This window comes from Streptomyces sp. NPDC088810 (assembly GCF_044750305.1).
Classification (GTDB): Bacteria; Actinomycetota; Actinomycetes; order Streptomycetales; family Streptomycetaceae; genus Streptomyces.
Map to the genome: position 1 here is coordinate 52,471 of NZ_JBIVJQ010000012.1, position 19,671 is coordinate 72,141.

A 19,671-nucleotide genomic window follows, 5' to 3' on the forward strand; every position below is an offset into this window, starting at 1 on the left:
GCTACAACGGCGTGGTCGGCTCCAGGGTCGTCCGCGCCTTCGGCAGGACGTTGTCGATGTAGTCCTCGACGGCGGTGTCGAGCCCTATGTCGTGCTGCGCGCGCTCGGACAGGTACCAGCGGTGTTCGAGGAGTTCGTGGTAGATCTCGGCCGGGTCCATGGAGCCGCGCAGCTCCGGCGGCACCGCCCGCACGGTCGGCCGGAACACGTCCCGCACCCAGCGGTGGGCGAGCACCTCGGGCCTGGCGGCGAGGGGGTCGCCGGGCGCGTAGTCGTCCTGGGTGGCCATCCAGCTCTCCAGGTCGTTCAGCAGCCGCCGCGCCTGGTTCTCCTCGGTGTCCAGGCCGGTCAGCCGCAGCAGCTGCCGCTGGTGGTGGCCGGCGTCGACCACCTTCGGCACGAAGGTGACCGTGTCGCCGTTCGAGGAGTGCTCGATCTGCATCTCGGCGACGTCGAAGCCCATGTCGTTCAGGCGGCGGATCCGGCGCTCGATGTAGTGGTACTTGCCCGCCGGGTACACCGAGGTGCGGGTCAGCTCCTGCCACAGCCCGTGGTAGCGGGTGCAGATCTCGTGGCCGAACTCGACCGGGTCGACGGACGGGTGCAGCGCCCCGGACGCCTCCAGGTCCAGCAGCTCGCCGCTGATGTTGACGCGGGCCAGGTCCAGGTCGTAGTCCCGCTGCCCGGAGCTGAGCTGCGGGTGCAGGTCGCCGGTCTCGGCGTCGACCAGATAGGCCGCGTAGGCGCCCGCGTCCCGCCGGAACAGGGTGTTGGACAGCGAGCAGTCGCCCCAGGCGAAACCGGCCAGGTGCAGGCGGACCAGCAGCACGGCGAGGGCGTCCATCAGCCGGTGCATGGTCGCCGGGCGCATGGTCGTCTCGAACATCGACCGGTACGGCAGCGAGCCGCGCAGGTGCCGGGTGATCAGCACCGGCTCCAGCGGGGCGCCGGACCGGTCGGTGCGGCCGGTGACCACGGCGAGCGGGTCGACGGCGGGGATGCCGAGCCGGTCCAGGTCGCGCAGCAGCTCGTACTCGCGCAGCGCGGGCCGTTCGGCCAGCTCCTTGACGGCGATCACCTCGTCCCCGGCGTGCGCGTAGCGCACCACGTGCCGGGAGATGCCGCGGGGGAGCGGCACGAGGTACTCCTCGGGCCACTCCTCCAGCGGCGTGTCCCAGGGCAGGGCGAGCAGGAGCGCGGGGTGCTCCGGGTTCGTGGCGTTGATCTGCAAGGCCATGGCACGCACCCTAAGGCCCCGCGTACCTGTTCGAGGAGCCCGTCGGCGTCCGGAGCCGCTAGGAGGCCCGCTCCCGGGCCTGCTCGGCCGCAGCCCGCACCGAGCCGCGGTGGACCGGGCCGTGCCCGGGCAGCAGGGTGTCGCCGTCGAGCGCGCCGATCACGTCCAGGGAGGCCACGACCCCGGCGCGCTCGTGGTGGAAGAAGTCGTGCAGGATCTGCGGGCCCTTGACGCGCGAGGTCGCGTGCCCGCTGACCAGGGCGTCGCCGGAGATGACGACGCCCGCCCCGGGGAGGTGGTAGACGCAGTGGCCGTCGGTGTGGCCGGGGGTGTGCACGGGCACGGGACGTCCGGGCACGTCCAGCGGCCCCTCGTTCGGGAACGGCTCGGGCGCGGTGACCGGGTTGTGCCGGGTGCCGCCCACCTGGATCACGTGCCGCGCCCAGGGGACGACACCGGGCCGCCAGGCGTTGCGCACCACGTCGCCGATGGTGGCCTGCTGGAGGAAGTCCCGCCGGGCGTGGGGGACTTCGGCCGGGTGCAGGTACACCGGGGTGCCGTAACCGGCCCGCAGGTACTCGGCCGAGCCCAGGTGGTCGTTGTGCGCGTGCGTGATCAGCACGGCGGCGACCGCCTCGGGTGAACTCCCCACCTCGGCGAGGGATTCCAGGACCCCCTGGCGGTCTCCCGGATAGCCGGTGTCCACCAGGGTGACGGCGTCCCCGTCCTTCAGGATCACCCAGTTGACGTGGTGGCCGTGCACCAGATGGATGCCGTCGGCGACTTGGTGTACCTCTGCCCGCATGTTCTCTCCGAGCCCGTGTGCGGCTGGTCGTGGGGGGACAGCCAACCAGATCCGTCATGGCCCCGCGCAAGGGGCCCGCCCGGTCAGTGCACGCCGTGCGGCCGGAACTGGATGCTGATGCGCGGGCCCGTGGCCCGGCTGGTCTTCGGGACGCAGTGCTCCCAGGTGCGCTGGCAGGAACCGCCCATCACGATGAGGTCGCCGTGGCCGAGGGGCCGGCGCAGCGTGCCGCCGCCTCCGCCGGCCGGGCGCAGCAGCAGGTCGCGGGGGGCGCCGACGGAGAGGATCGCGACCATGGTGTCCTCGCGGGCACCCCGCCCGATCCGGTCCCCGTGCCAGGCCACGCTGTCCCGGCCGTTGCGGTAGAAGCAGAGACCGGCGGTGGTGAACGGCTCGCCCAGCTCCTCGGCGTAGTGCCGGGACAGGGCGTCGCGGGCCTCGTCCAGGATCGGGTGGGGGAGCGGGTCCTCGGCGCCGTAGAAGGCCAGCAGGCGGGGTACGGCCACCACGTTGTCGTACATCTTGCGGTGCTCCGCGCGCCACGGCACGTCCGCCGCCAGCTGTTCGAACAGCGTGTCGGCCCCGCTCAGCCAGCCGGGCAGGACGTCGATCCAGGCGCCGGCGCCCAGCTCGGTCCGGCGCAGCGCGTCGAGCGGTCCGAGCCGCAGCTCGTCGGTCTGGTCGAACAGGGAGCCCTGGAGGTGCGTGACCATGACGCCAGCGTACTCCTTAATCGAAAATGCGTTCCCATTCGATCAAGGCGGCCGATCGGGACGGCGCTGTCACGGCTCTTTCGATACATCGATGTATCGGATACATTCGCGTATCGAACCGAGGCAGGCCGGCGAGGGAAAGACGCGAGGAGCGACACGCCGATGGACGACACTCCGAAACGCGTCACCCGGCGCCGGGCTCGCACCCGGGCCCGGCTGCTCGACGCCGCGTTCGCCGTGTTCGCGGCCAAGGGCTTCGGGCGGGTCTCCATCGAGGAGGTCTGCGAGGCCGCCGGATTCAGCCGGGGCGCCTTCTACTCGAACTTCGCCACCCTGGACGAGCTGTTCTTCGCCCTCTACCAGGACCGCGCCGACCTCATCGCCGCCCAGGTGGCCGACGCGCTCGCCCAGGACGGGCCCGACCTGGACGTGTCCGTCTCCGTGGACCGGGTCACCGAGGTGCTGCTGCTCGACGTCGACTGGCTGCTGGTCAAGACCGACTTCCTGGTGCACGCCGCCCGTGACCCGGCCGTCGCCCGGGCCCTCCTCGACCACCGCGCCCGGCTCCGGCAGGCCATCGCCGACCGGCTCGCGCGGGCCCGGGGCCACACCGAACTGCCCGCCGTGCTCGGCGCCGCCGACGGCGCCGCCCGTGCCGTGGTCGCGGCCTACGACGGCGTGACCACCCAGCTGCTGCTGGACCGGGACGTCGACGCGGCCCGCAGCTGGCTGAGGCAACTGCTCACCGCGCTGCTGACCGAGAGCAGCGGCACCCCCGCATGAGTCGAACACGAAAGGACACGGACGCCATGGCCGCCAAGGACGCGGACGTCATCGTCGTCGGAGCGGGCCTCGCCGGCCTGGTCGCGGCACACGAACTCACCAGCCGGGGCCGCCGGGTCGCCCTGGTCGACCAGGAGAACGCCGCCAACCTCGGCGGCCAGGCGTTCTGGTCCTTCGGCGGGCTCTTCCTCGTCGACTCGCCCGAGCAGCGCCGCCTCGGCATCAAGGACTCCTTCGCCCTCGCCTGGAACGACTGGCAGGGCAGCGCCCAGTTCGACCGGCTCGCCGACGAGGACTCCTGGGCGGTCCGCTGGGCCCGCGCCTACGTCGAGTTCGCGGCCGGCGAGAAGCGGTCCTGGCTCCAGGGGCACGGCATCGAGCTGCTGCCCACCGTCGGCTGGGCCGAGCGCGGCGACCTGCGCGCCGACGGACACGGCAACTCCGTGCCCCGCTTCCACGTCGCCTGGGGCACCGGCACCGGCGTGGTCGAGCCCTTCGTGCGCTACGCCCGGCAGGCCGCCCGGGACGGGCTGCTCACCTTCCACCACCGCCACCGGGTGGACGAGCTGGTCATCGAGGACGGCACGGCACGCGGCGTACGCGGCACCGTCCTCGCCCCCGACGACTCCCCGCGCGGTGCGGCCTCCAACCGTGACCGCGCCGGCGACTTCGAACTCACCGCGCAGGCCGTCGTCGTCACCACCGGCGGCATCGGCGCCGACCACGACATCGTCCGCCGCTACTGGCCCGAGCGGCTCGGCACGCCCCCCGCCGAGATGGTCACCGGCGTCCCGGCCTACGTCGACGGCCGCATGCTCGACATCAGCGCAGAGGCCGGCGTCCGGCTCGTGAACCGCGACCGCATGTGGCACTACACCGAGGGCCTGCAGAACTGGGACCCGATATGGCCCGGCCACGGCATCCGGATCCTGCCCGGCCCGTCGTCCATCTGGCTCGACGCCCTCGGCCGCCGGCTGCCCGACCCCTGCCTGCCCGGCTACGACACCCTCAACACGCTCAAGTACCTGCGCACCACCGAGGACATCGCCGGCCACGACCACTCCTGGTTCATCCTCACCCGGAAGATCATCGAGAAGGAGTTCGCGCTCTCCGGCTCCGAGCAGAACCCCGACATCACCGCCAAGGACCGCAAGGCCGTGCTGCGCGACCGGCTCCTCGGCAAGGGTGCACCCGCGCCCGTCCAGGCCTTCCTCGACAAGGGCGCCGACTTCGTCACGGCGGGCAGCCTGGAGCAGCTGGTCGACAAGATGAACGCCCTCACCGGCAAGCCGCTGCTGCACGCGGCCGAGGTGCGCCGCCAGATCGAGGCCCGCGACCTGCAGATCGCCAACCCCTACAGCAAGGACGCCCAGGTCCAGGGCATCCGCAACGCCCGCCGCTACATCGGCGACCGGCTCGGCCGCGTCGCCGCCCCGCACCGCCTCCTCGACCCGGCCGCGGGCCCCCTCATCGGGGTCCGGATGCACGTGCTGACCCGCAAGACCCTCGGCGGCATCCAGACCGACCTGGACTCCCGGGCGCTCGGCAGCGACGGCACCCCCATCGAGGGGCTGTACGCGGCCGGCGAGGTGGCCGGGTTCGGCGGCGGCGGTGTGCACGGCTACAACGCCCTGGAGGGCACCTTCCTCGGCGGCTGCCTGTTCTCCGGCCGGGCCGCGGGCCGGCACGCGGCCCGGCACACCGGCTGACCTCAGCCCTCCAGCAGCTCCGCGAGGACGTGCGCGTGGCTCTCCTCGGTCTTCTTGGACGCCGTGAGGAGGGTCACCGTGCCCTTGCGGGCCGACTCCCTGAGGCGGTCCAGCAGTTCGGCGGCCTCCGGGGCGTCGAGTTCATCCTCGTACCGGCTCCGGAACTCCTCGTACGAGCCACCGCCGTGATACCACGTGCGCAGCTCGGGGGAGGGGGTCAGGTCCTTCGGCCACTCGTCCACCTGCGCCTCGTCCTTGGCGAGGCCGCGCGGCCACAGCCGGTCGACCAGCACGCGCAGGCCATCGTCGGGCTCGGGCGGTTCGTAGATCCGGCGCACGCGCACGCTCACGGTCGGGTCCCCTCTCGGGTCGCGGACGGTGCCGCGAGCGTACTGCGCCGTCCCCCGCCCACCCGGCGGCGACGCGGCACGACTTGACCGGAACAAGGGGGAAACCGGGCCCGCCCGGCGCCTACTCTGACGGCCAGTCGATCACCGGCCACCCCCGAGGAGCGCACGTGACGCCACCGCACAGACAGCCCTCCCGTCGCCGTACCGCCGTTCTCGCCACCGTCCCCGTCGCCGTCGCGGCGCTGCTCGGCGCCGCCGGACCCACGGCGGCCGGTACCGCCGGCGCGCCCGGCGCGGGCGACCCGTACTTCCCGCTCAGCGGCAACGGCGGCTACGACGTCCGCCACTACGACCTGACCCTCAATTACGACACCGGCTCCCGCCGCCTGGACGCCACGGCGGTCCTCACCGCACGCGCCACCCGGAAGCTCACCCGGTTCGACCTCGACCTGAAGGGCCTGAAGGTCACCGCCGTCACCGTCGACCGCACCGAGGCGGACTTCCGGCGCGACGGCCAGGAACTCGTCGTCACCCCGCGCCACACGCTGCGCGAGGGCCGGCAGTTCCGGGTCGCGGTCGCCTACCACGGCACCCCGAGGCCGGTCACCGACCCCGACGGCTCGGCGGACGGCTGGATCGCCACCGACGACGGCGCGTTCGTCGCGGGCGAGCCGCAGGGCGCCATGACCTGGTTCCCGGCCAACGGCCACCCCAAGGACAAGGCGTCGTACGACTTCACGATCACCGTGCCGAAGGGCCGCACCGCCGTCGCCAACGGCGTCCTGCTCGGACAGCGAACCGCCCACGGCAGGACCACCTTCCGCTGGCGCGAGACCCAGCCCATGGCCGCCTACCTGGCCACCGCCACCATCGGAAGGTTCCAGGTCGAGCGGTACACCACCCGCGACGGCATCCAGGTGTACAACGCCGTGGACGCCCGCGAGGCGCGCGCCGCGGCACCCGTCCTGAAGAAGCTGCCGGCCGTACTCGCCTGGGAGAGCAAGCTGTTCGGGCCGTACCCGTTCCGGGCCGCCGGCTCGATCGTCGACCACGCCCCGGAGGTCGGCTACGCCCTGGAGACCCAGACCCGCCCGCTCTACGACTCCGCACCCGACCTCGACACCCTCGTCCACGAGAGCGCCCACCAGTGGTTCGGTGACTCCGTCAGCCTCACCGCCTGGAAGGACATCTGGCTCAACGAGGGCTTCGCCACCTACGCCGAGTGGCTCTACACCGAGCAGCACGGCGGCCGCAGCGCCCAGCGGACCTTCGACGCCCTGTACGCCCGGCCCGCGAGCGACGGCCTGTGGGCCTATCCGCCCGGCGACCCCGGCAGCGGCGCCCGCATCTTCGGCACGCCCGTCTACGCCCGCGGCGCCATGGCCCTGCACGAACTGCGCCGGGCCGTCGGCGACCGGGACTTCTTCCGGATCCTGCGCGCCTGGGCCACCGGACACCGCGGCGGGCACGGGACCACGGCACAGTTCGTCAGGCTTGCCGAGAAGACCTCGGGGAAGCAGGTGGACGGGCTGCTGCGCACCTGGCTGTACACGCCGGGCAAGCCGGACAGGCCCTGAACACCGGCCCGTTCGGCATCGGACGGCGCCGGTACTGACCAGTTCCAAACAACCGTCCACCACGATCGGGTCATGATCCAACGCAGAACCGCCGTCGCCCTCCTCGCCTCCCCGCTGCTGCTCACCGGCTGCGGCGGCGGAGCCGAGGCGACCGAGCGCCACACCCCGGCCCGCGGTGCGGCGCCGACACCCACCCCGGAGACGTCCACGCGGCCGGAACCGAAGGGCATACCCGGGCTCGGGCCCCAGCGGACCGCGGCGATACCCGAGCGCTGCGAGCAGGCCGTCGTCGTCACCGGGAGGGGCCGCAACTCCCCGCTGTGCACGGTCGTCCTGCACCAGCGCACCGACTCCGGCTGGCAGGCCGGGCCCGCCTGGCCCGCCCACAACGCGCTGCGCGGCTGGAGCGCCCACCACATGGCCGGCGACCTGCGCTCCCCGCTCGGCGTCTACCCCCTCTCCGACGCCGGCGGCCTGCTCCCCGACCCCGGCAGCAAGCTGCCGTACCACCGCTCCGGCGGATTCCACTCGCCCGGCACCGGCTTCGAGGGCGAGCCGCTGGAAGGCTCCTTCGACTACGTCATCGCCATCGACTACAACCGCAGGCCCGGCACCTCGCCGCTGGACTGGACCCGGCCCCTCGGCCCGGAGCGCGGCGGGGGAGTGTGGCTGCACGTCGACCACGGCGGACCCACCCACGGCTGCGTCAGCGTCGCCAAGGCGCACATGAAGGAGCTGCTGCGCACCCTCGACCCCGGCCGGCATCCGGTCGTCGTCATGGGCGACGCCCACTGGCTCGCACACTGAGCCGCTTAGGATCCGAACTCGTGTGCGCACATGTACTGGTCGCCGAGGACGACGAGAAGCAGGCCGAACTGATCCGCCGCTCGCTGCTGGCCGAGGGCCACACCGCCACGGTGGTGCACGACGGCGCGGCGGCGCTGGACGCCGCCCGACGGCTGCGGCCCGACCTCGTCGTCCTGGACCTGATGCTCCCCGTCCTCGACGGCTTCGGCGTGTGCCGGGCGCTGCGCGGCGGCGCCGAGCAGCCGGACATCCCGGTGGTGATGCTCACCGCCCGCTCCGGCGAGGACGACCTGCTGCTCGGCCTCGACGTCGGCGCCGACGACTACCTGACCAAGCCGTACAGTCCGCGCGAGCTGATGGCCCGTATCCGTACGGTCCTCCGACGCAGCGGGCGGGGCGTCGGCGCCCGGGGCGAGGACCCCGTCGTACGGGCCGCCGGGATCAGCGTGGACCCGGTACGGCACGAGGTGCGCTGCGACGGCGCACCGGTGGAGTGCACACCGGCCGAGTTCCAGATCCTGCTGGCCATGGCGGGCGAACCGGAGCGGGTGTTCACCCGGCGCCAGTTGCTGCAGTACACCCGCGGCTTCGACCGGGCCTCCACCGAGCGGGCCGTCGACGTGCACATCATGAACCTGCGCCGCAAGATCGAGCCCGACCCGCGGCGCCCGGTCCGCCTGCTGACCGTGTTCGGCGTGGGCTACAAACTGACCGGCACCCGCCCGTGAACCGCCGACGCCCCGGGGCCGACCACGGGGAGGACGGGGAAGCGGCCGGGCAGCGCCACCCGGCAGCCGGCCGGCGGGCGAAGCGGCGGATCCCGTGGCGCAAGCGGCTGGTCGTCCGGCTGCTGTTCGTCTCCGCGCTGATCGCCGTCTGCTCCGTGGCGGCGACGGCCTGGCTCGCGGTGACCACCACCACCAGCGCCCTGAAGGAGGAGCAGGGCCAGGACCTCGCCGCCGACAACCGCATCCTCGCCCGGCTCAGCGGCTACGCCGCCACCCACGCCGACTGGAGGGAGGTCCGGCACACGCTGCGGGAGCTGGCCGCCGGCACCGGGCGCCGGATCGCGCTCACCACCGCCGACCGCACCCTGGTCGCCGACTCCGCGCCCCGCGGCACCCCGCTGCCGCCCCGGCCCGCCGCCACCGTCGACCCGCTGCGCACCGACACCTATACCGAGTCCGGTGCCCAGCTGAGCGGCGTCGACCCGCGCGTGGTGGGCCCGTACCGGCTCCCGGCGAAGGAACGCGCCCGGCTGGACGCGCTGGCCGCGAAGCGCAAGCGGTGCTACGAGCGCTACGGCCTCCAGGCCACCGTCGTCCGCACCGCGAGCGGCCGGCCGGTGGTCACCACCGCGGACGCCGCCGACCCCGTCGACTACGGCGCCACGGTGTGCGAGGACGGACGGCTCAACACGCCCACCCCGACCGAGCAGAAGGCCCTGGACACCCTGTCCGACCTGGCCCGGCCCTGTCTGCACCAGGCCGGCGTGGACCTCGGCGAACGGCTGTTCCTCACCTTCGACCCCACCGGCAAGGACCCCTTCGGCGGCGGCTACCTGGTCGCGAAGTACGCCAAGCTCGGCACCGGTCAGGCCGCGCGGACGGCCCAGCGGTGCCTCACGACCGCCCGCCGCGCCCAGCTGGAACCCTATGTCGCCCCGGTGGCCGAGCTGTTCCTCGGCATCGGCGACCAGAACCCGGCCCGCTTCGACATGTCACCGGCCAACAAGGCCAAGGTGGTCGGCGTGGCCGGTCTGGTCCTCGCCGTCACCGTCGCGGTGACCGCCGTCGTCGCCGTCCGGCTGGTACGACCCCTGCGGGCGCTCACCCTGGCCGCGCAACAGCCGCCCGAACTGCATGTGCGGGTGCCGGTGACCACCCGCGACGAGACGGGCATCCTCGCCGAGGCGTTCAACGGCCTGACCGAGCGGCGCGAACGTCTGGAGGCCCAGCGCAAGGCCATGGTCAGCGACATCGCGCACGAGCTGCGCAGCCCGCTCACGAACATCAGGGGCTGGCTGGAGGTGGTCCGGGACGGTGTCGTCGACCCCGACCCGGCACTGCTGGACTCGCTGCACGAGGAGGCCCTGGTCCTCCAGCGGATCATCGACGACCTGCAGGACCTCGCCGCGGCCGACGCCGGCACCCTGCGCCTGCACCGCGAGCCGCTGCGCGCCGGCGACCTGCTCGACCAGGTCGCCGCCGCCCACCGGGTCGCCGCCGACGCGGCCGGGGTCACCCTGCGCACCAGGACCGACGGCGCCGCCTGGCTGGACGCCGACCCGGTGCGGATGCGGCAGGCCCTCGGGAACCTGGTCTCCAACGCGCTGCGGCACACCCCCGCCGACGGCACCGTCACGCTCGCCGGCCGCCGGGACGGCGTCGACGTCGTGCTCACCGTGACCGACACCGGCGCGGGCATCGCGCCCGAGGACCTGCCGCACGTCTTCGAGCGGTTCTGGCGCGCGGAGAAGTCCCGCAGCCGCCGCACCGGCGGCAGCGGGCTGGGCCTGCCGATCGTCCGCCACCTGGTCGCCGCCCACGGCGGTACGGCCGAGGTGGGGAGCGAGCCGGGGGCGGGCGCGGTGTTCACCCTGCGGCTGCCGGCGGTGCCGCCGCCCGGCGACGAGTCCTGAGAGCGGAGCCCGAGATCCGATTTCCGGCGCGCGCCGGGGGTACTCCGGTCGCGCACCGCGCAGCACAGGGAGGTCATGCCATGAGCGCACCGGAGAACCTGCCGGTCGTGACCACGCTCTCCGAGGTGGCCCGCCTGGTGGAACGGCACCGGGGCCTGTACGTGCGCTGGTCGAAAGGGCCCGGCGTCGACCTCGACAAGGTCTCCAGCATCGACGAACTGACCGGTGTCCCCATGCCCGGGCTGTCCGCCAACCCGCTCGACGTGGAGGACTGGTGGCAGGACCGGTCGGTCGAGCTGTGGGTGGCCCGCCGCCTGTACGACTACGCACACCTGCCGCACGACAAGGGCCCCGGCGTCCGTCCCTGGGTCCTGACAGGCCGGGAGACGGGCCGGGGCCCCGACAACGAGCCGCTCGTGACCGAGGTCGAGCCGCTGTGCCGGATCGCCGACGAGGTGATCGACGCTGCCAGGGACGAGGTGGCCCGGCAGGAGCGGGAGTGGGGGACCCTGCGCCGCGGTGGACGCTGAGCCCCCCCGGGCCGCCGGTCAGCCGGAGCGCGGCCGGGAGCGGGCGCGGCGCCTGATCGCCCGGCGCTCGAGCTCCGTCGTACCGCCCCAGATGCCGATGCTCTGGGCCGTGTCCAGGGCCCAGTCCAGGCACTGCTCCCTGACCGGGCAGCGCCCGCACACCGCCTTGGCCTGCTGGGCCTGCACCTGTGCCGGCCCGGTGGTGCCGATCGGGAAGAAGAGGTCGGGGTCCTCGTGGCGGCACGCGGCATGGTCGCGCCAGTTGTCCATGGGGGTCTCCTGGTTCGGATCGAAGTCGTCCGTGCCCTGTCGAATGCGTTCCGCATGCGGTCTTGGCATTCGGGTGACCGGTCGCGGCGCCGTGAAACGGCACAACCTGCGGGGGATCGGGAGAGAAACGCGCGGGACCGGTCGCCCCGGTGGGGGCTGCACCCGGTCAACTGGCCGGGCGGCGGGGCGCGAAGAGCACCGGACCACCCGACCGGGCACCGGCGGCAGGCAGTTCGGGCGGGCCGACCTACCCGCCCGGCGACCACCGGGCCACCGCCCGACCACGGTACTCCGCCCGGGCCCGCCGGGCACCCACCATGTGGCAGGCTGCCGGGCACCGGACGCCGCGGGGTGCGGCGCTTGAGCGCGGAGGCCGCTCAGTCGCGCAGTGCCCGCGCCGCCGTTTCGGTCACTGCCTCGGCCAGGGCCGCCAGCGCGGGGGAGTCGAGTTTCCACTGCTGCCAGTGGAGGGTGACGTCCATCCACTCGCCGGGGGCGAGTACGACCAGCCGCCCCTCGCCGAGCAGCGGTTCCGCCTGCACCTCCGGGACCAGGCCCCAGCCGAGCCCGGCGACGACCGCGTCCAGGAACCCCTCCGAGGTGGGCACATGGTGGCGGAACGGACCCGCGGAGCCCAGGCCGAGCCGGCGGGCGAAGCCGTCCTGGAAGTCGTCCTTGCGGTCGAAGGCCACCACGGGCGCCCGGGACAGCGCCTCCGGCAGGGGCCGCCCCGCCACGTGGGCCGCGGCGAACTCGGGGGCGGCCACCGGCAGGTAGCGCATGCGGCCCAGCGGACGGACGGTGCAGCCGGGCACCGGGTCCGGCGAGGAGGTCACGGCGGCCATCACCAGGCCCTCGCGCAGCAGCGCCGCCGTGTGGTCCTCGTCCTCCCGGTGCAGTTCGAAGCAGAGGCCCGGCACCCGGGTCAGGGCCGGCAGGAACCAGGTCGCGAGCGAGTCCGCGTTGACCGCGACCGAGACCCGCGTCGGCTCTCCGCCGCCGCTGAGCCCCAGCTCGCCCCAGGCGTCCCGCTCCAGCCGGGCGAGCTGCCGGGCGAACCGCACCAGCACCGCGCCGGACTCGGTGGGCCGTACCGGCTTGGTGCGCTGGAGCAGCACCCGGCCGGTGCGCTGCTCGAGGGCCTTGACCCGCTGACTGACCGCCGACGGCGTCACGTGCAGCGCGGCGGCGGCCGCGTCGAAGGTGCCCTCGTCCACCACGGCCAGCAACGTCCGCACCTGTTCGAGGGGCAGCTCTGACATCACGAGCACTAATGCTACGTAAAAATCTTTAGCTGTACTTGCGGGCAGCGCTTTTCTAGCGTCGACGGCATGAACCACGCCCTGACCGCCGCGGCTGCCGGATTCGGCACCGGCCTGTCCTTGATCGTCGCCATCGGCGCGCAGAACGCCTTCGTCCTCCGGCAGGGGGTGCGCCGGGACGCCGTCCTCGCCGTGGTCGGCATCTGCGCCCTGTCCGACGCCTTGCTCATCGCGCTCGGCGTCGGCGGGGTCGGCGCGGTGGTGGTGGCCTGGCCGGGCGCGGTCCGGGCGGTCGGCATCGTGGGCGGTGGCTTCCTGCTGGGCTACGGCGCCCTGGCCGCCCGCCGGGTGCTCAAGCCCGGCACCGGTCTGCACGCGGAGGGTGAGCCGGCGGGCTCGCGCCGCCGGGCCGTGCTCACCTGCCTGGCGATGACCTGGCTGAACCCGCACGTCTACCTGGACACCGTGTTCCTGCTCGGCTCCCTGGCCGCCGACCGGGGGCCGCTGCGCTGGACCTTCGGGCTCGGCGCCGCGCTCGCCAGCCTGTGCTGGTTCGCCGCGCTCGGCTTCGGTGCCCGGCTGCTCGGCCGGTTCCTGGCCCGGCCGGGCGCCTGGCGGGTGCTGGACGGCCTGGTCGCCGCCACCATGCTGGCCATGGGCGCCACGCTGGTCGCCGGGGCCTGAGCCGAATCCGTTCGGTGTGCACGGGTGTTCCTGGAATAGTCAGGCTCTCGAACCGAAAAGATGTATCGAGCAACCAGGACATCCGTGGACGAGACCGAGAGCAGCAGCACCGAAACCGACACCAACGCGCCGGCGGCCGCGGACCCGCCGCGGCGCGGCTGGCGCCGCTGGGCGATGGACACCCGCCCGCTGCGCATCCCCGCCTACCGGCGCCTGTGGTCGTCGACCATCGTCACCGCCGTCGGCAGCCAGCTCACCGCCGTCGCCGTGCCCAAGCAGATCTACGACATCACCCACTCCTCGGCCTGGGTCGGCTACGCCGGCCTCGCGGGCCTGCTGCCGATGGTGGCCTTCGCGCTGTGGGGTGGGGCGGTCGCCGACACCGTCGACCGCCGCAAGCTGCTGCTGGTCACCAACAGCGGTATCGCGGTGACCTCGCTGCTGTTCTGGGCGCAAGCCGTCACCGGGCTGGAGTCCGTCGCCGTGCTCATGGTGCTGCTCGCGCTCCAGCAGGCCTTCTTCGGCCTCAACTCCCCGGCCCGCAACGCCTCCATCGCCCGTCTGGTGCCCGCGGAGCAGCTGGCGGCCGCGAACGCGCTCGGCTCTACGGTGATGCAGACCGGCCTGGTGGCCGGCCCGCTGCTCGCCGGCGTGCTCATCCCGGTCATCGGGCTGCCCGAGCTGTACCTGATCGACGCGCTGGCGCTGTGCGTCACCGTGTGGGCCGTCGTCCGGCTGCCCGCGCTGCCGCCGCGCGGCGAGGCCGCCCGCCGCGCCGGCGTGCGCGAGATAGCCGCCGGGTTCCGGTACATCTCCCGGCACGAGGTGCTGCTGCTGTCCTTCCTCGCCGACATCGTCGCCATGGTGTTCGGCATGCCCCGCGCCCTGTTCCCGCAGCTGGCCGCGCAGACGTACGGCTCCTACGGCGAGGGGCTCGCGCTCGGTGTGCTGTTCGCCGGCATCCCGGTCGGCGCGGTGCTCGGCGGGCTGTTCTCCGGCGTGTTCTCGCGGGCCCGCCGGCACGGCTGGATGGTCATCGGGGCGGTCGTCGGCTGGGGCGTGGCCGTCGCCGGGTTCGGGCTGAGCACCAACCTCTGGGTCGCTGTCGCCTTCCTCGCCGCGGCCGGCGCTGCCGACATGGTCTCGATGGTGTTCCGCGGCGCCATCCTGCTGTCGGCCGCGACGGACGAGATGCGCGGCCGGATGCAGGGGGTGTTCACGGTGGTCGTCGCGGGCGGGCCGCGCCTGGCGGACGTGCTGCACGGCACCGCCGGCTCGGCGTTCGGCCCGCGGGCCGCGGTCGCCGGCGGCGGCGTCCTGGTGGTCGTGCTGATGTCGGCCCTGGCCGGAGCCGTCCCGGCGCTGCGCCGCTACCGGATCTGACGGCCTACAGCGGGCCGCTGCGCCGTCGCATCGTGTACTGCTCCATCAGCTTTCCGCGGGTCGTCTCCAGCCGGCTGGCGAGCACCTCGGCCACCGTGCGGACCAGCGAGAGCCCGAGCAGCGGATCCTCCACGCACAGCCCGAGCACCGACGGTCCGTCGAACTCGTAGGCCCGCACGTCGGTGAAGGCCACCGCGCCGAAGTCCCACTCGTACGGCGGGAACAGCCAGGACCAGCCGAGCAGGTCGCCCGCGCCGAGCGAGGCCACGGTCACCCGCTGCCGGGAGGTGACCTGCTGGTCGAGGTGGACCGCGCCGGAGCGGATCACCCAGAACCGGTCGGCGGTGCCGCCCGCCTCGAAGATGCGGGTGTCCTCCGGGAAGGAGACCTCCTTGGCCAGCTCCATCAGGCGTTCGCGCTGCGCCTGGGGGAGGGCGGTGAGCAGTTTGATCGCTTTGGTCATGGCGCGGGGCTCCTCGCCGGCGGCGGTTGCGGTAGGGGTGCGGTGTTCCCTCCCATTTCAGCCGTTACGAGCGTCCAGAGCACCTCGAAGGCGGCGGACGTCCCCCTGCGTGTCGCGTTTCGGGCAGCAAAAAGCCCTGGCTGGACGGGGGAACCCAGCCAGGGCCGTATGCGGTGACGTCAGGAGGGGGAAGGGTGGTTCCGCGCCGCTCCGCATCACGTATGGATGAACAGTAAACCATCTGTAGTGCCTCTGGGTAACCCGGAACCGGGTCAGGTGACCTGTTTCACTCCCTCCGCCCGCACCGGGCCCCCGCCCGGAGAGACGATCTCCTCCAGCACCCGCAGCACCACCTCGTACGCCCGGGCCCGGTCCGTCGCCTCCCGGGCGCCCTCCGGATCCGTCGCCGTCAGACTCCGGGCCCGCTCCCGCCAGGCCCGCTCCTCCTCGGCGGCGCGCTCCTGGCCCCGCCGGATCCGCCGCAACAATTCGTCCGCGTCCACCACATCGGTCATGCCGGGCGGGTACCCGCACACTCCGCCGTGATGACACCGGCACCCAGGGTGTTTGACAGCGCCCTGAAGGGTCAGCCGAAAGAGGAGAGAACCCTGCAATCCGGGCACCGTCAGGGGAGGAAGGGATGCTCGACAACCACCGGACCAGCTCAACCGCCATCCTGCCGGAGGCTCGCCGCGGGGTGCCGTGCCGGCCGGCCGAGGCCCGCAGAACGGTCCAGCGGGTCGTGACCGAACGGTGCCGGGACCGCGCGCTGCCGTGCGCGCCCGAGGTCGTCGAGGACGCCCTGCTGGTGACCTCGGAACTGACCACCAACGCGCTGCTGCACGGCGGCGGCATCACCGGCTTCGACGTCGACGTCGACTCCGGTGGCGTCCGCGTCTCGGTGAGCGACCGCAGCGACGAACTGCCCGTGGCCGTCCGCACCGGCGACGAGCACGCCTCCGCCCGGCCCGGCGGCCGCGGCTGGCCCATCGTGTGCCGGCTGGCCCGGGACGTCCGGGTGGCGGAGCTGCCCCGCGGCGGCAAGTGCATCACGGCCGTCGTACCGCTGCACTGAAGCGGTTGCCGTACCGCCGGACTGAAGCGGTTTCCAAAGTTCCGCTCAGCGGCGTTTGCCCACGGGGGCGAGGGGCAGACGGAATCTCGTGCTTCGGACCGGAGGCGCGCGCCCAGCGGGGAAGAGAACCGCTGCCTGGGTCCCTTCCGGCGGCCCAGGCGGCTCCCCCGCGGCGAAAACCCTGACACCACCGTTCGGGCCGGGATTCGGAACCGCCGTTCCGGCCGTGCCCTGAAACCACGTTCAGGAGCGATTCCGCATGCTGACCGACATGTCGACAAGCCGTTCCGGCACGACCGCCACCACCGCCGGCGGCGCCGCGGCCCCCACCCGGCGGAACCATGACGACGCCCCCGATACAGCGGAGCTGTTCGCCCGGCTGGCGGAACTGGACGACGGTCCTGAGCGGGACGCCGTACGCGACGAACTCGTCACCGCCTGGCTGCCCATGGCGCACCGGATCGCCGGCCGGTTCCGCGACCGCGGCGAGGCCGTAGAGGACCTGCGCCAGGTTGCCGCCCTCGGCCTGGTGAAGGCCATCGACCGCTTCGACCCCTCGCGGGGGGCCTTCGAGAGCTATGCCGTGCCGACCATCACCGGCGAGGTCAAGCGCCACTTCCGCGACCGCATGTGGGCCCTGCGGGTGCCGCGCCGGGTGCAGGAACTGCGCAACCGGGTGCGGGTGGCCCGACGCGAACTCACCCAGAACCCCGGCAGCCCCGAACCCACCGTCGCCGACATCGCCGCCCACACCGGACTCACCGAGGAGGAGGTGAGCGCCGGCATGGAGGCGCTGGAGAGCTTCAGCACCCTTTCGCTCGACGCCGAGCTGTCCGCCGGCGACGACGGTTACAGCCTCGCCGACACCCTCGGCGAGGCGGACACCTCTTACGACGTCGTGGTCGACCGCGAGGCCGCCAAGGAAGGGCTGCGCCGGCTCCCCGAGCGTGAGCGGGCCATCCTCTACATGCGCTTCTTCGAGGACATGACGCAGAGCCGTATCGCCGACCGGCTCGGCATCTCCCAGATGCACGTCTCCCGGCTGATCAGCCGCAGCTGCGCCCGCGTCCGCGACGAGGTGCTCGGCAGCCGCCGCGCCGGCGGCGCCGACCAGCGGTGAGCGGTCAGCTCCCGGGCTGCGCCGGCCCGCCGGCCACGCCCAGCGGCCGGGCGAGGCCCGAGACGGCCTCGTCCAGCCGCTGCAGATGGCGCAGCACCCGGTCGGTGACCCGCCCGTAGCGCGGGGTGCGCAGGGTGCCCGGCTCCAGCATCGACGCGATGCTGGGGCCGGTTTCCATCTCCGCGGCGGACCGCGGGTCGGTGACGTGCGCGGCGATCGCCTCGATGTTGTGCACGATCCGCCCGCATGCCCCGCGCAGCCGCGGATCCGCCGCGATCGCCGGATGCGTCGGCAGCAGCTCGGCCGTGGCCGCGAGGGACCGCCCGTGGTACGCGCAGGTCTCCAGCAGCGCCACCACGTACCGGGCCGTGTTCCGGCGCGTGCGCAGCGGTGTGATCGGATGGGTCAGCGGCTGGGTGGCCGCGCGCAGGTCGGCCAGCGCCTGGTCCAGCTCGCGCGCCTCCTCCACCAGATCCCCGCCCGTCCCGCCGCTCAACTGGTCGACGGCCCCCCGCGTCACGTCGGCGAGCCGGTCCAGGACCGCCACGAGCAGGTCGTTGGTACGGCGGTCGGTGTGGATCGGCAGCACCACCGCCGCCGCGATCACCCCGCAGGCCGCGCCGAGCGCCGTCTCCTCGATCCGCAGCACCAGCACCGACATGCTGTAGGTGTTCAGCAGCGTGTAGAGCAGCCCCAGCATGGCCGTCACGAAGAACGACATCAGCGTGTACGACAGGGGCGCGGTGTAGAACATCGCGAAGATGAACAGGAGCACCAGCGCGAACGCCGTCCACGTGTGGTGCCCGACGAGTGCGGCCAGCCCGATGCCGGCCACCACGCCCAGCACCGTGCCCAGCAGCCGACGGTAGCCCTTCACCAGGATCTCGCCGGTGGACGCGGTGTTGAGGAACACGATCCAGCAGGTCAGCACTGCCCAGTACCAGCGCTGGCTGGACAGCAGCTCGCCGCCCGCGATGGCCAGCGAGGAGCCGACCGCCACCTGGAGGGCGGCCCGGGTGGTGGGCCGCTGCAGACCGGTCGGCTGCGCCTCCTCCGGTTCGTTCTCCTCGCTGATCTCGATCGCGGCGTCCTCGGCGTCCAGCTCCTCGCGTGACCGGGCGGTGGCCGGGGTGTCGTCGGACTCGTCCTGCGGCCCGTCCAGGGCGACACGCAGGCCCAGCGCGGCCCGGGCGGCCTCGCCGAGGCCCCGGAAGACGTCCTGCACGGCCGGGGAGGCGGCGGGCAGGTTCTCCTCCTCGCGGTAACCGAGCAGCCGGTTGCGCACCTGGGCGAGCGCGGTCCCCGAGGCCTCCCCGGCCGGCCGCAGCATCAGCAGCCGCAGCGCCTGCAGATCCCGGTGCAGTGCGGCCGAGGCCTCGTCCCGCACCGGCAGCTCGCCGCCGGAGGGCAGCGGGGCGCCGGGCAGATGCAGGGTGAGGGTGTCGGTGCGCCGGGTGCTGCGCGCGGTGAGCAGCAGCAGTCCGAGCCGTTCGGCGGCGATCTCGGCGTCCGCGATCCGGCGCTGGAGCAGCCGGGCCACCGCCGGGTCCGAGGTGCCGTCCTCCAGCCGGCCCTGGATCATCAGCGCCGTCTCGTGCAGCCGCGCGGTGCCGGTGCGCAGGTCCTCCAGCAGCTTCTCCGCCTCGTCGGGACCGGCGTCCAGCAACTCGGCCTGCGTGGCGATCAACTGGGCGAGCCGGGCGCGGAAGGCCCGCCGCAGCCGGTCCAGGGTGCCCGCCGGGGTCTGCGGCAGCAGCACGAAGCGGGCGGCGGCGCTGCACCCGAACGCCACGCAGATCACGCCGTACAGCGGGGGCAGCGCGGACGCGGTCGCGCCGACGAACAGCGACAGGAAGTAGACCTGGAAGCCGATCAGCCCCAGCGCCGTGCCGCGGTCGCCGAACCGGCGGCCGTAGACGGCGCAGAAGATGAGGACGACGAAGAACAGGTCGCCGGCGACCACGCGTTGGTTGAGCAGCGCGCCCAGCGACAGCGAGGCCAGCGCCACCGGCAGGCCCAGCGCGAGCGTGACGGCCTGCGGGCCGCGCTGCTTCTCCCGGATGGCGAAGGTGGCGACCATCGCCGCCATGGCCCCGGCGACCAGCTGGGGCACCGGGACGCGCAGCGCGGCGAGGACCGCGAGGGTCAGGGCGATGGCGGCGACCGTGCGCAGGCCCGCGGTGAGCCGGAGCAAACCGGGGTCCGACGCCGCCAGCCGGTCCCACATCCGTACCCGTCCCGACCGTGCCGCTGCCCTCACGC

At 73.5% G+C, this 19,671-nt stretch carries 20 protein-coding genes; 11 read left to right on the plus strand and 9 right to left on the minus strand.

The window, feature by feature from the left end:
- Position 1: 1 nt before the first annotated feature.
- The 3 genes from ACIP4Y_RS30975 to ACIP4Y_RS30985 all read right to left on the minus strand — a co-directional run bounded on the left by ACIP4Y_RS30975 (position 2) and on the right by ACIP4Y_RS30985 (position 2,755).
- Complete coding sequence (locus ACIP4Y_RS30975; protein ID WP_401398962.1) at positions 2-1,237, minus strand: DUF4032 domain-containing protein; 1,236 nt, start codon at positions 1,235-1,237, stop codon at positions 2-4.
- A 58-nt stretch (positions 1,238-1,295) separates the two neighbouring features.
- Positions 1,296-2,042 carry an MBL fold metallo-hydrolase gene (locus ACIP4Y_RS30980; RefSeq protein ID WP_401398963.1) on the minus strand — a complete coding sequence of 249 codons (747 nt, stop codon included), beginning with the start codon at positions 2,040-2,042 and terminating at the stop codon, positions 1,296-1,298.
- Between the two features lie 83 nt (positions 2,043-2,125).
- The gene (locus ACIP4Y_RS30985) at positions 2,126-2,755 is read right to left on the minus strand and encodes an alpha-ketoglutarate-dependent dioxygenase AlkB (protein WP_401398964.1); all 630 of its coding nucleotides are present in this window, start codon (positions 2,753-2,755) and stop codon (positions 2,126-2,128) included.
- 162 nt (positions 2,756-2,917) lie between these two features.
- Between ACIP4Y_RS30985 and ACIP4Y_RS30990 the strand changes: the two genes are divergently transcribed.
- Together ACIP4Y_RS30990 and ACIP4Y_RS30995 are read left to right on the plus strand one after the other, a co-directional pair.
- Positions 2,918-3,538, plus strand: coding sequence for a TetR/AcrR family transcriptional regulator (locus tag ACIP4Y_RS30990; protein ID WP_358644905.1), 621 nt, complete (start codon positions 2,918-2,920; stop codon positions 3,536-3,538).
- Positions 3,535-5,247, plus strand: a complete 1,713-nt coding sequence (locus tag ACIP4Y_RS30995; protein ID WP_401398965.1) for an FAD-binding dehydrogenase — start codon at positions 3,535-3,537, stop codon at positions 5,245-5,247. Before ACIP4Y_RS30990 ends, ACIP4Y_RS30995 begins: the two co-directional genes overlap by 4 nt.
- A 2-nt stretch (positions 5,248-5,249) precedes the next feature.
- Here the strand turns inward: ACIP4Y_RS30995 and ACIP4Y_RS31000 are convergent, their stop codons facing one another.
- Positions 5,250-5,597, minus strand: a complete 348-nt coding sequence (locus tag ACIP4Y_RS31000; protein WP_401398966.1) for a DUF488 domain-containing protein — start codon at positions 5,595-5,597, stop codon at positions 5,250-5,252.
- Positions 5,598-5,764: 167 nt separating this feature from the next.
- Here ACIP4Y_RS31000 and ACIP4Y_RS31005 point away from each other — a divergent pair, with 167 nt between their 5' ends.
- From ACIP4Y_RS31005 to ACIP4Y_RS31025, 5 genes are all read left to right on the plus strand, one after another.
- The gene (locus ACIP4Y_RS31005) at positions 5,765-7,174 is read left to right on the plus strand and encodes a M1 family metallopeptidase (protein ID WP_401398967.1); all 1,410 of its coding nucleotides are present in this window, start codon (positions 5,765-5,767) and stop codon (positions 7,172-7,174) included.
- Between the two features lie 72 nt (positions 7,175-7,246).
- Positions 7,247-7,981 carry a L,D-transpeptidase family protein gene (locus ACIP4Y_RS31010; RefSeq protein ID WP_401398968.1) on the plus strand — a complete coding sequence of 245 codons (735 nt, stop codon included), beginning with the start codon at positions 7,247-7,249 and terminating at the stop codon, positions 7,979-7,981.
- Between the two features lie 20 nt (positions 7,982-8,001).
- Positions 8,002-8,709 (plus strand): response regulator transcription factor, encoded by a 708-nt coding sequence (locus tag ACIP4Y_RS31015; RefSeq protein ID WP_358644915.1) that lies wholly within the window; start codon positions 8,002-8,004, stop codon positions 8,707-8,709.
- A gap of 89 nt (positions 8,710-8,798) precedes the next feature.
- Complete coding sequence (locus ACIP4Y_RS31020; RefSeq protein WP_401399198.1) at positions 8,799-10,622, plus strand: sensor histidine kinase; 1,824 nt, start codon at positions 8,799-8,801, stop codon at positions 10,620-10,622.
- 80 nt (positions 10,623-10,702) lie between these two features.
- Positions 10,703-11,152, plus strand: coding sequence for a DUF6098 family protein (locus ACIP4Y_RS31025; RefSeq protein WP_401398969.1), 450 nt, complete (start codon positions 10,703-10,705; stop codon positions 11,150-11,152).
- 18 nt (positions 11,153-11,170) lie between these two features.
- Here the strand turns inward: ACIP4Y_RS31025 and ACIP4Y_RS31030 are convergent, their stop codons facing one another.
- Positions 11,171-11,422 carry a WhiB family transcriptional regulator gene (locus ACIP4Y_RS31030; RefSeq protein WP_401398970.1) on the minus strand — a complete coding sequence of 84 codons (252 nt, stop codon included), beginning with the start codon at positions 11,420-11,422 and terminating at the stop codon, positions 11,171-11,173.
- Between the two features lie 377 nt (positions 11,423-11,799).
- Positions 11,800-12,687, minus strand: coding sequence for a LysR family transcriptional regulator ArgP (locus ACIP4Y_RS31035; RefSeq protein ID WP_401398971.1), 888 nt, complete (start codon positions 12,685-12,687; stop codon positions 11,800-11,802).
- A gap of 66 nt (positions 12,688-12,753) precedes the next feature.
- Between ACIP4Y_RS31035 and ACIP4Y_RS31040 the strand changes: the two genes are divergently transcribed.
- Together ACIP4Y_RS31040 and ACIP4Y_RS31045 are read left to right on the plus strand one after the other, a co-directional pair.
- Positions 12,754-13,368 (plus strand): LysE/ArgO family amino acid transporter, encoded by a 615-nt coding sequence (locus ACIP4Y_RS31040; protein WP_401398972.1) that lies wholly within the window; start codon positions 12,754-12,756, stop codon positions 13,366-13,368.
- Positions 13,369-13,428: 60 nt separating this feature from the next.
- Positions 13,429-14,751 carry an MFS transporter gene (locus tag ACIP4Y_RS31045; RefSeq protein ID WP_401398973.1) on the plus strand — a complete coding sequence of 441 codons (1,323 nt, stop codon included), beginning with the start codon at positions 13,429-13,431 and terminating at the stop codon, positions 14,749-14,751.
- A gap of 4 nt (positions 14,752-14,755) precedes the next feature.
- On the opposite strand, the gene ACIP4Y_RS31050 is transcribed toward ACIP4Y_RS31045, so the two are convergent.
- Positions 14,756-15,214, minus strand: a complete 459-nt coding sequence (locus tag ACIP4Y_RS31050; protein WP_358644927.1) for a cyclic nucleotide-binding domain-containing protein — start codon at positions 15,212-15,214, stop codon at positions 14,756-14,758.
- A 272-nt stretch (positions 15,215-15,486) separates the two neighbouring features.
- Positions 15,487-15,729 (minus strand): hypothetical protein, encoded by a 243-nt coding sequence (locus tag ACIP4Y_RS31055; RefSeq protein WP_358644929.1) that lies wholly within the window; start codon positions 15,727-15,729, stop codon positions 15,487-15,489.
- 125 nt (positions 15,730-15,854) lie between these two features.
- Between ACIP4Y_RS31055 and ACIP4Y_RS31060 the strand changes: the two genes are divergently transcribed.
- Together ACIP4Y_RS31060 and ACIP4Y_RS31065 are read left to right on the plus strand one after the other, a co-directional pair.
- Complete coding sequence (locus ACIP4Y_RS31060) at positions 15,855-16,289, plus strand: ATP-binding protein (RefSeq protein ID WP_401398974.1); 435 nt, start codon at positions 15,855-15,857, stop codon at positions 16,287-16,289.
- Positions 16,290-16,548: 259 nt separating this feature from the next.
- Positions 16,549-17,409 carry a SigB/SigF/SigG family RNA polymerase sigma factor gene (locus ACIP4Y_RS31065; RefSeq protein WP_401398975.1) on the plus strand — a complete coding sequence of 287 codons (861 nt, stop codon included), beginning with the start codon at positions 16,549-16,551 and terminating at the stop codon, positions 17,407-17,409.
- Between the two features lie 4 nt (positions 17,410-17,413).
- On the opposite strand, the gene ACIP4Y_RS31070 is transcribed toward ACIP4Y_RS31065, so the two are convergent.
- Entirely contained in the window at positions 17,414-19,636 is a 2,223-nt protein-coding gene (locus tag ACIP4Y_RS31070) for an FUSC family protein (protein ID WP_401399200.1), read from the minus strand.
- Positions 19,637-19,671: the final 35 nt, after the last annotated feature.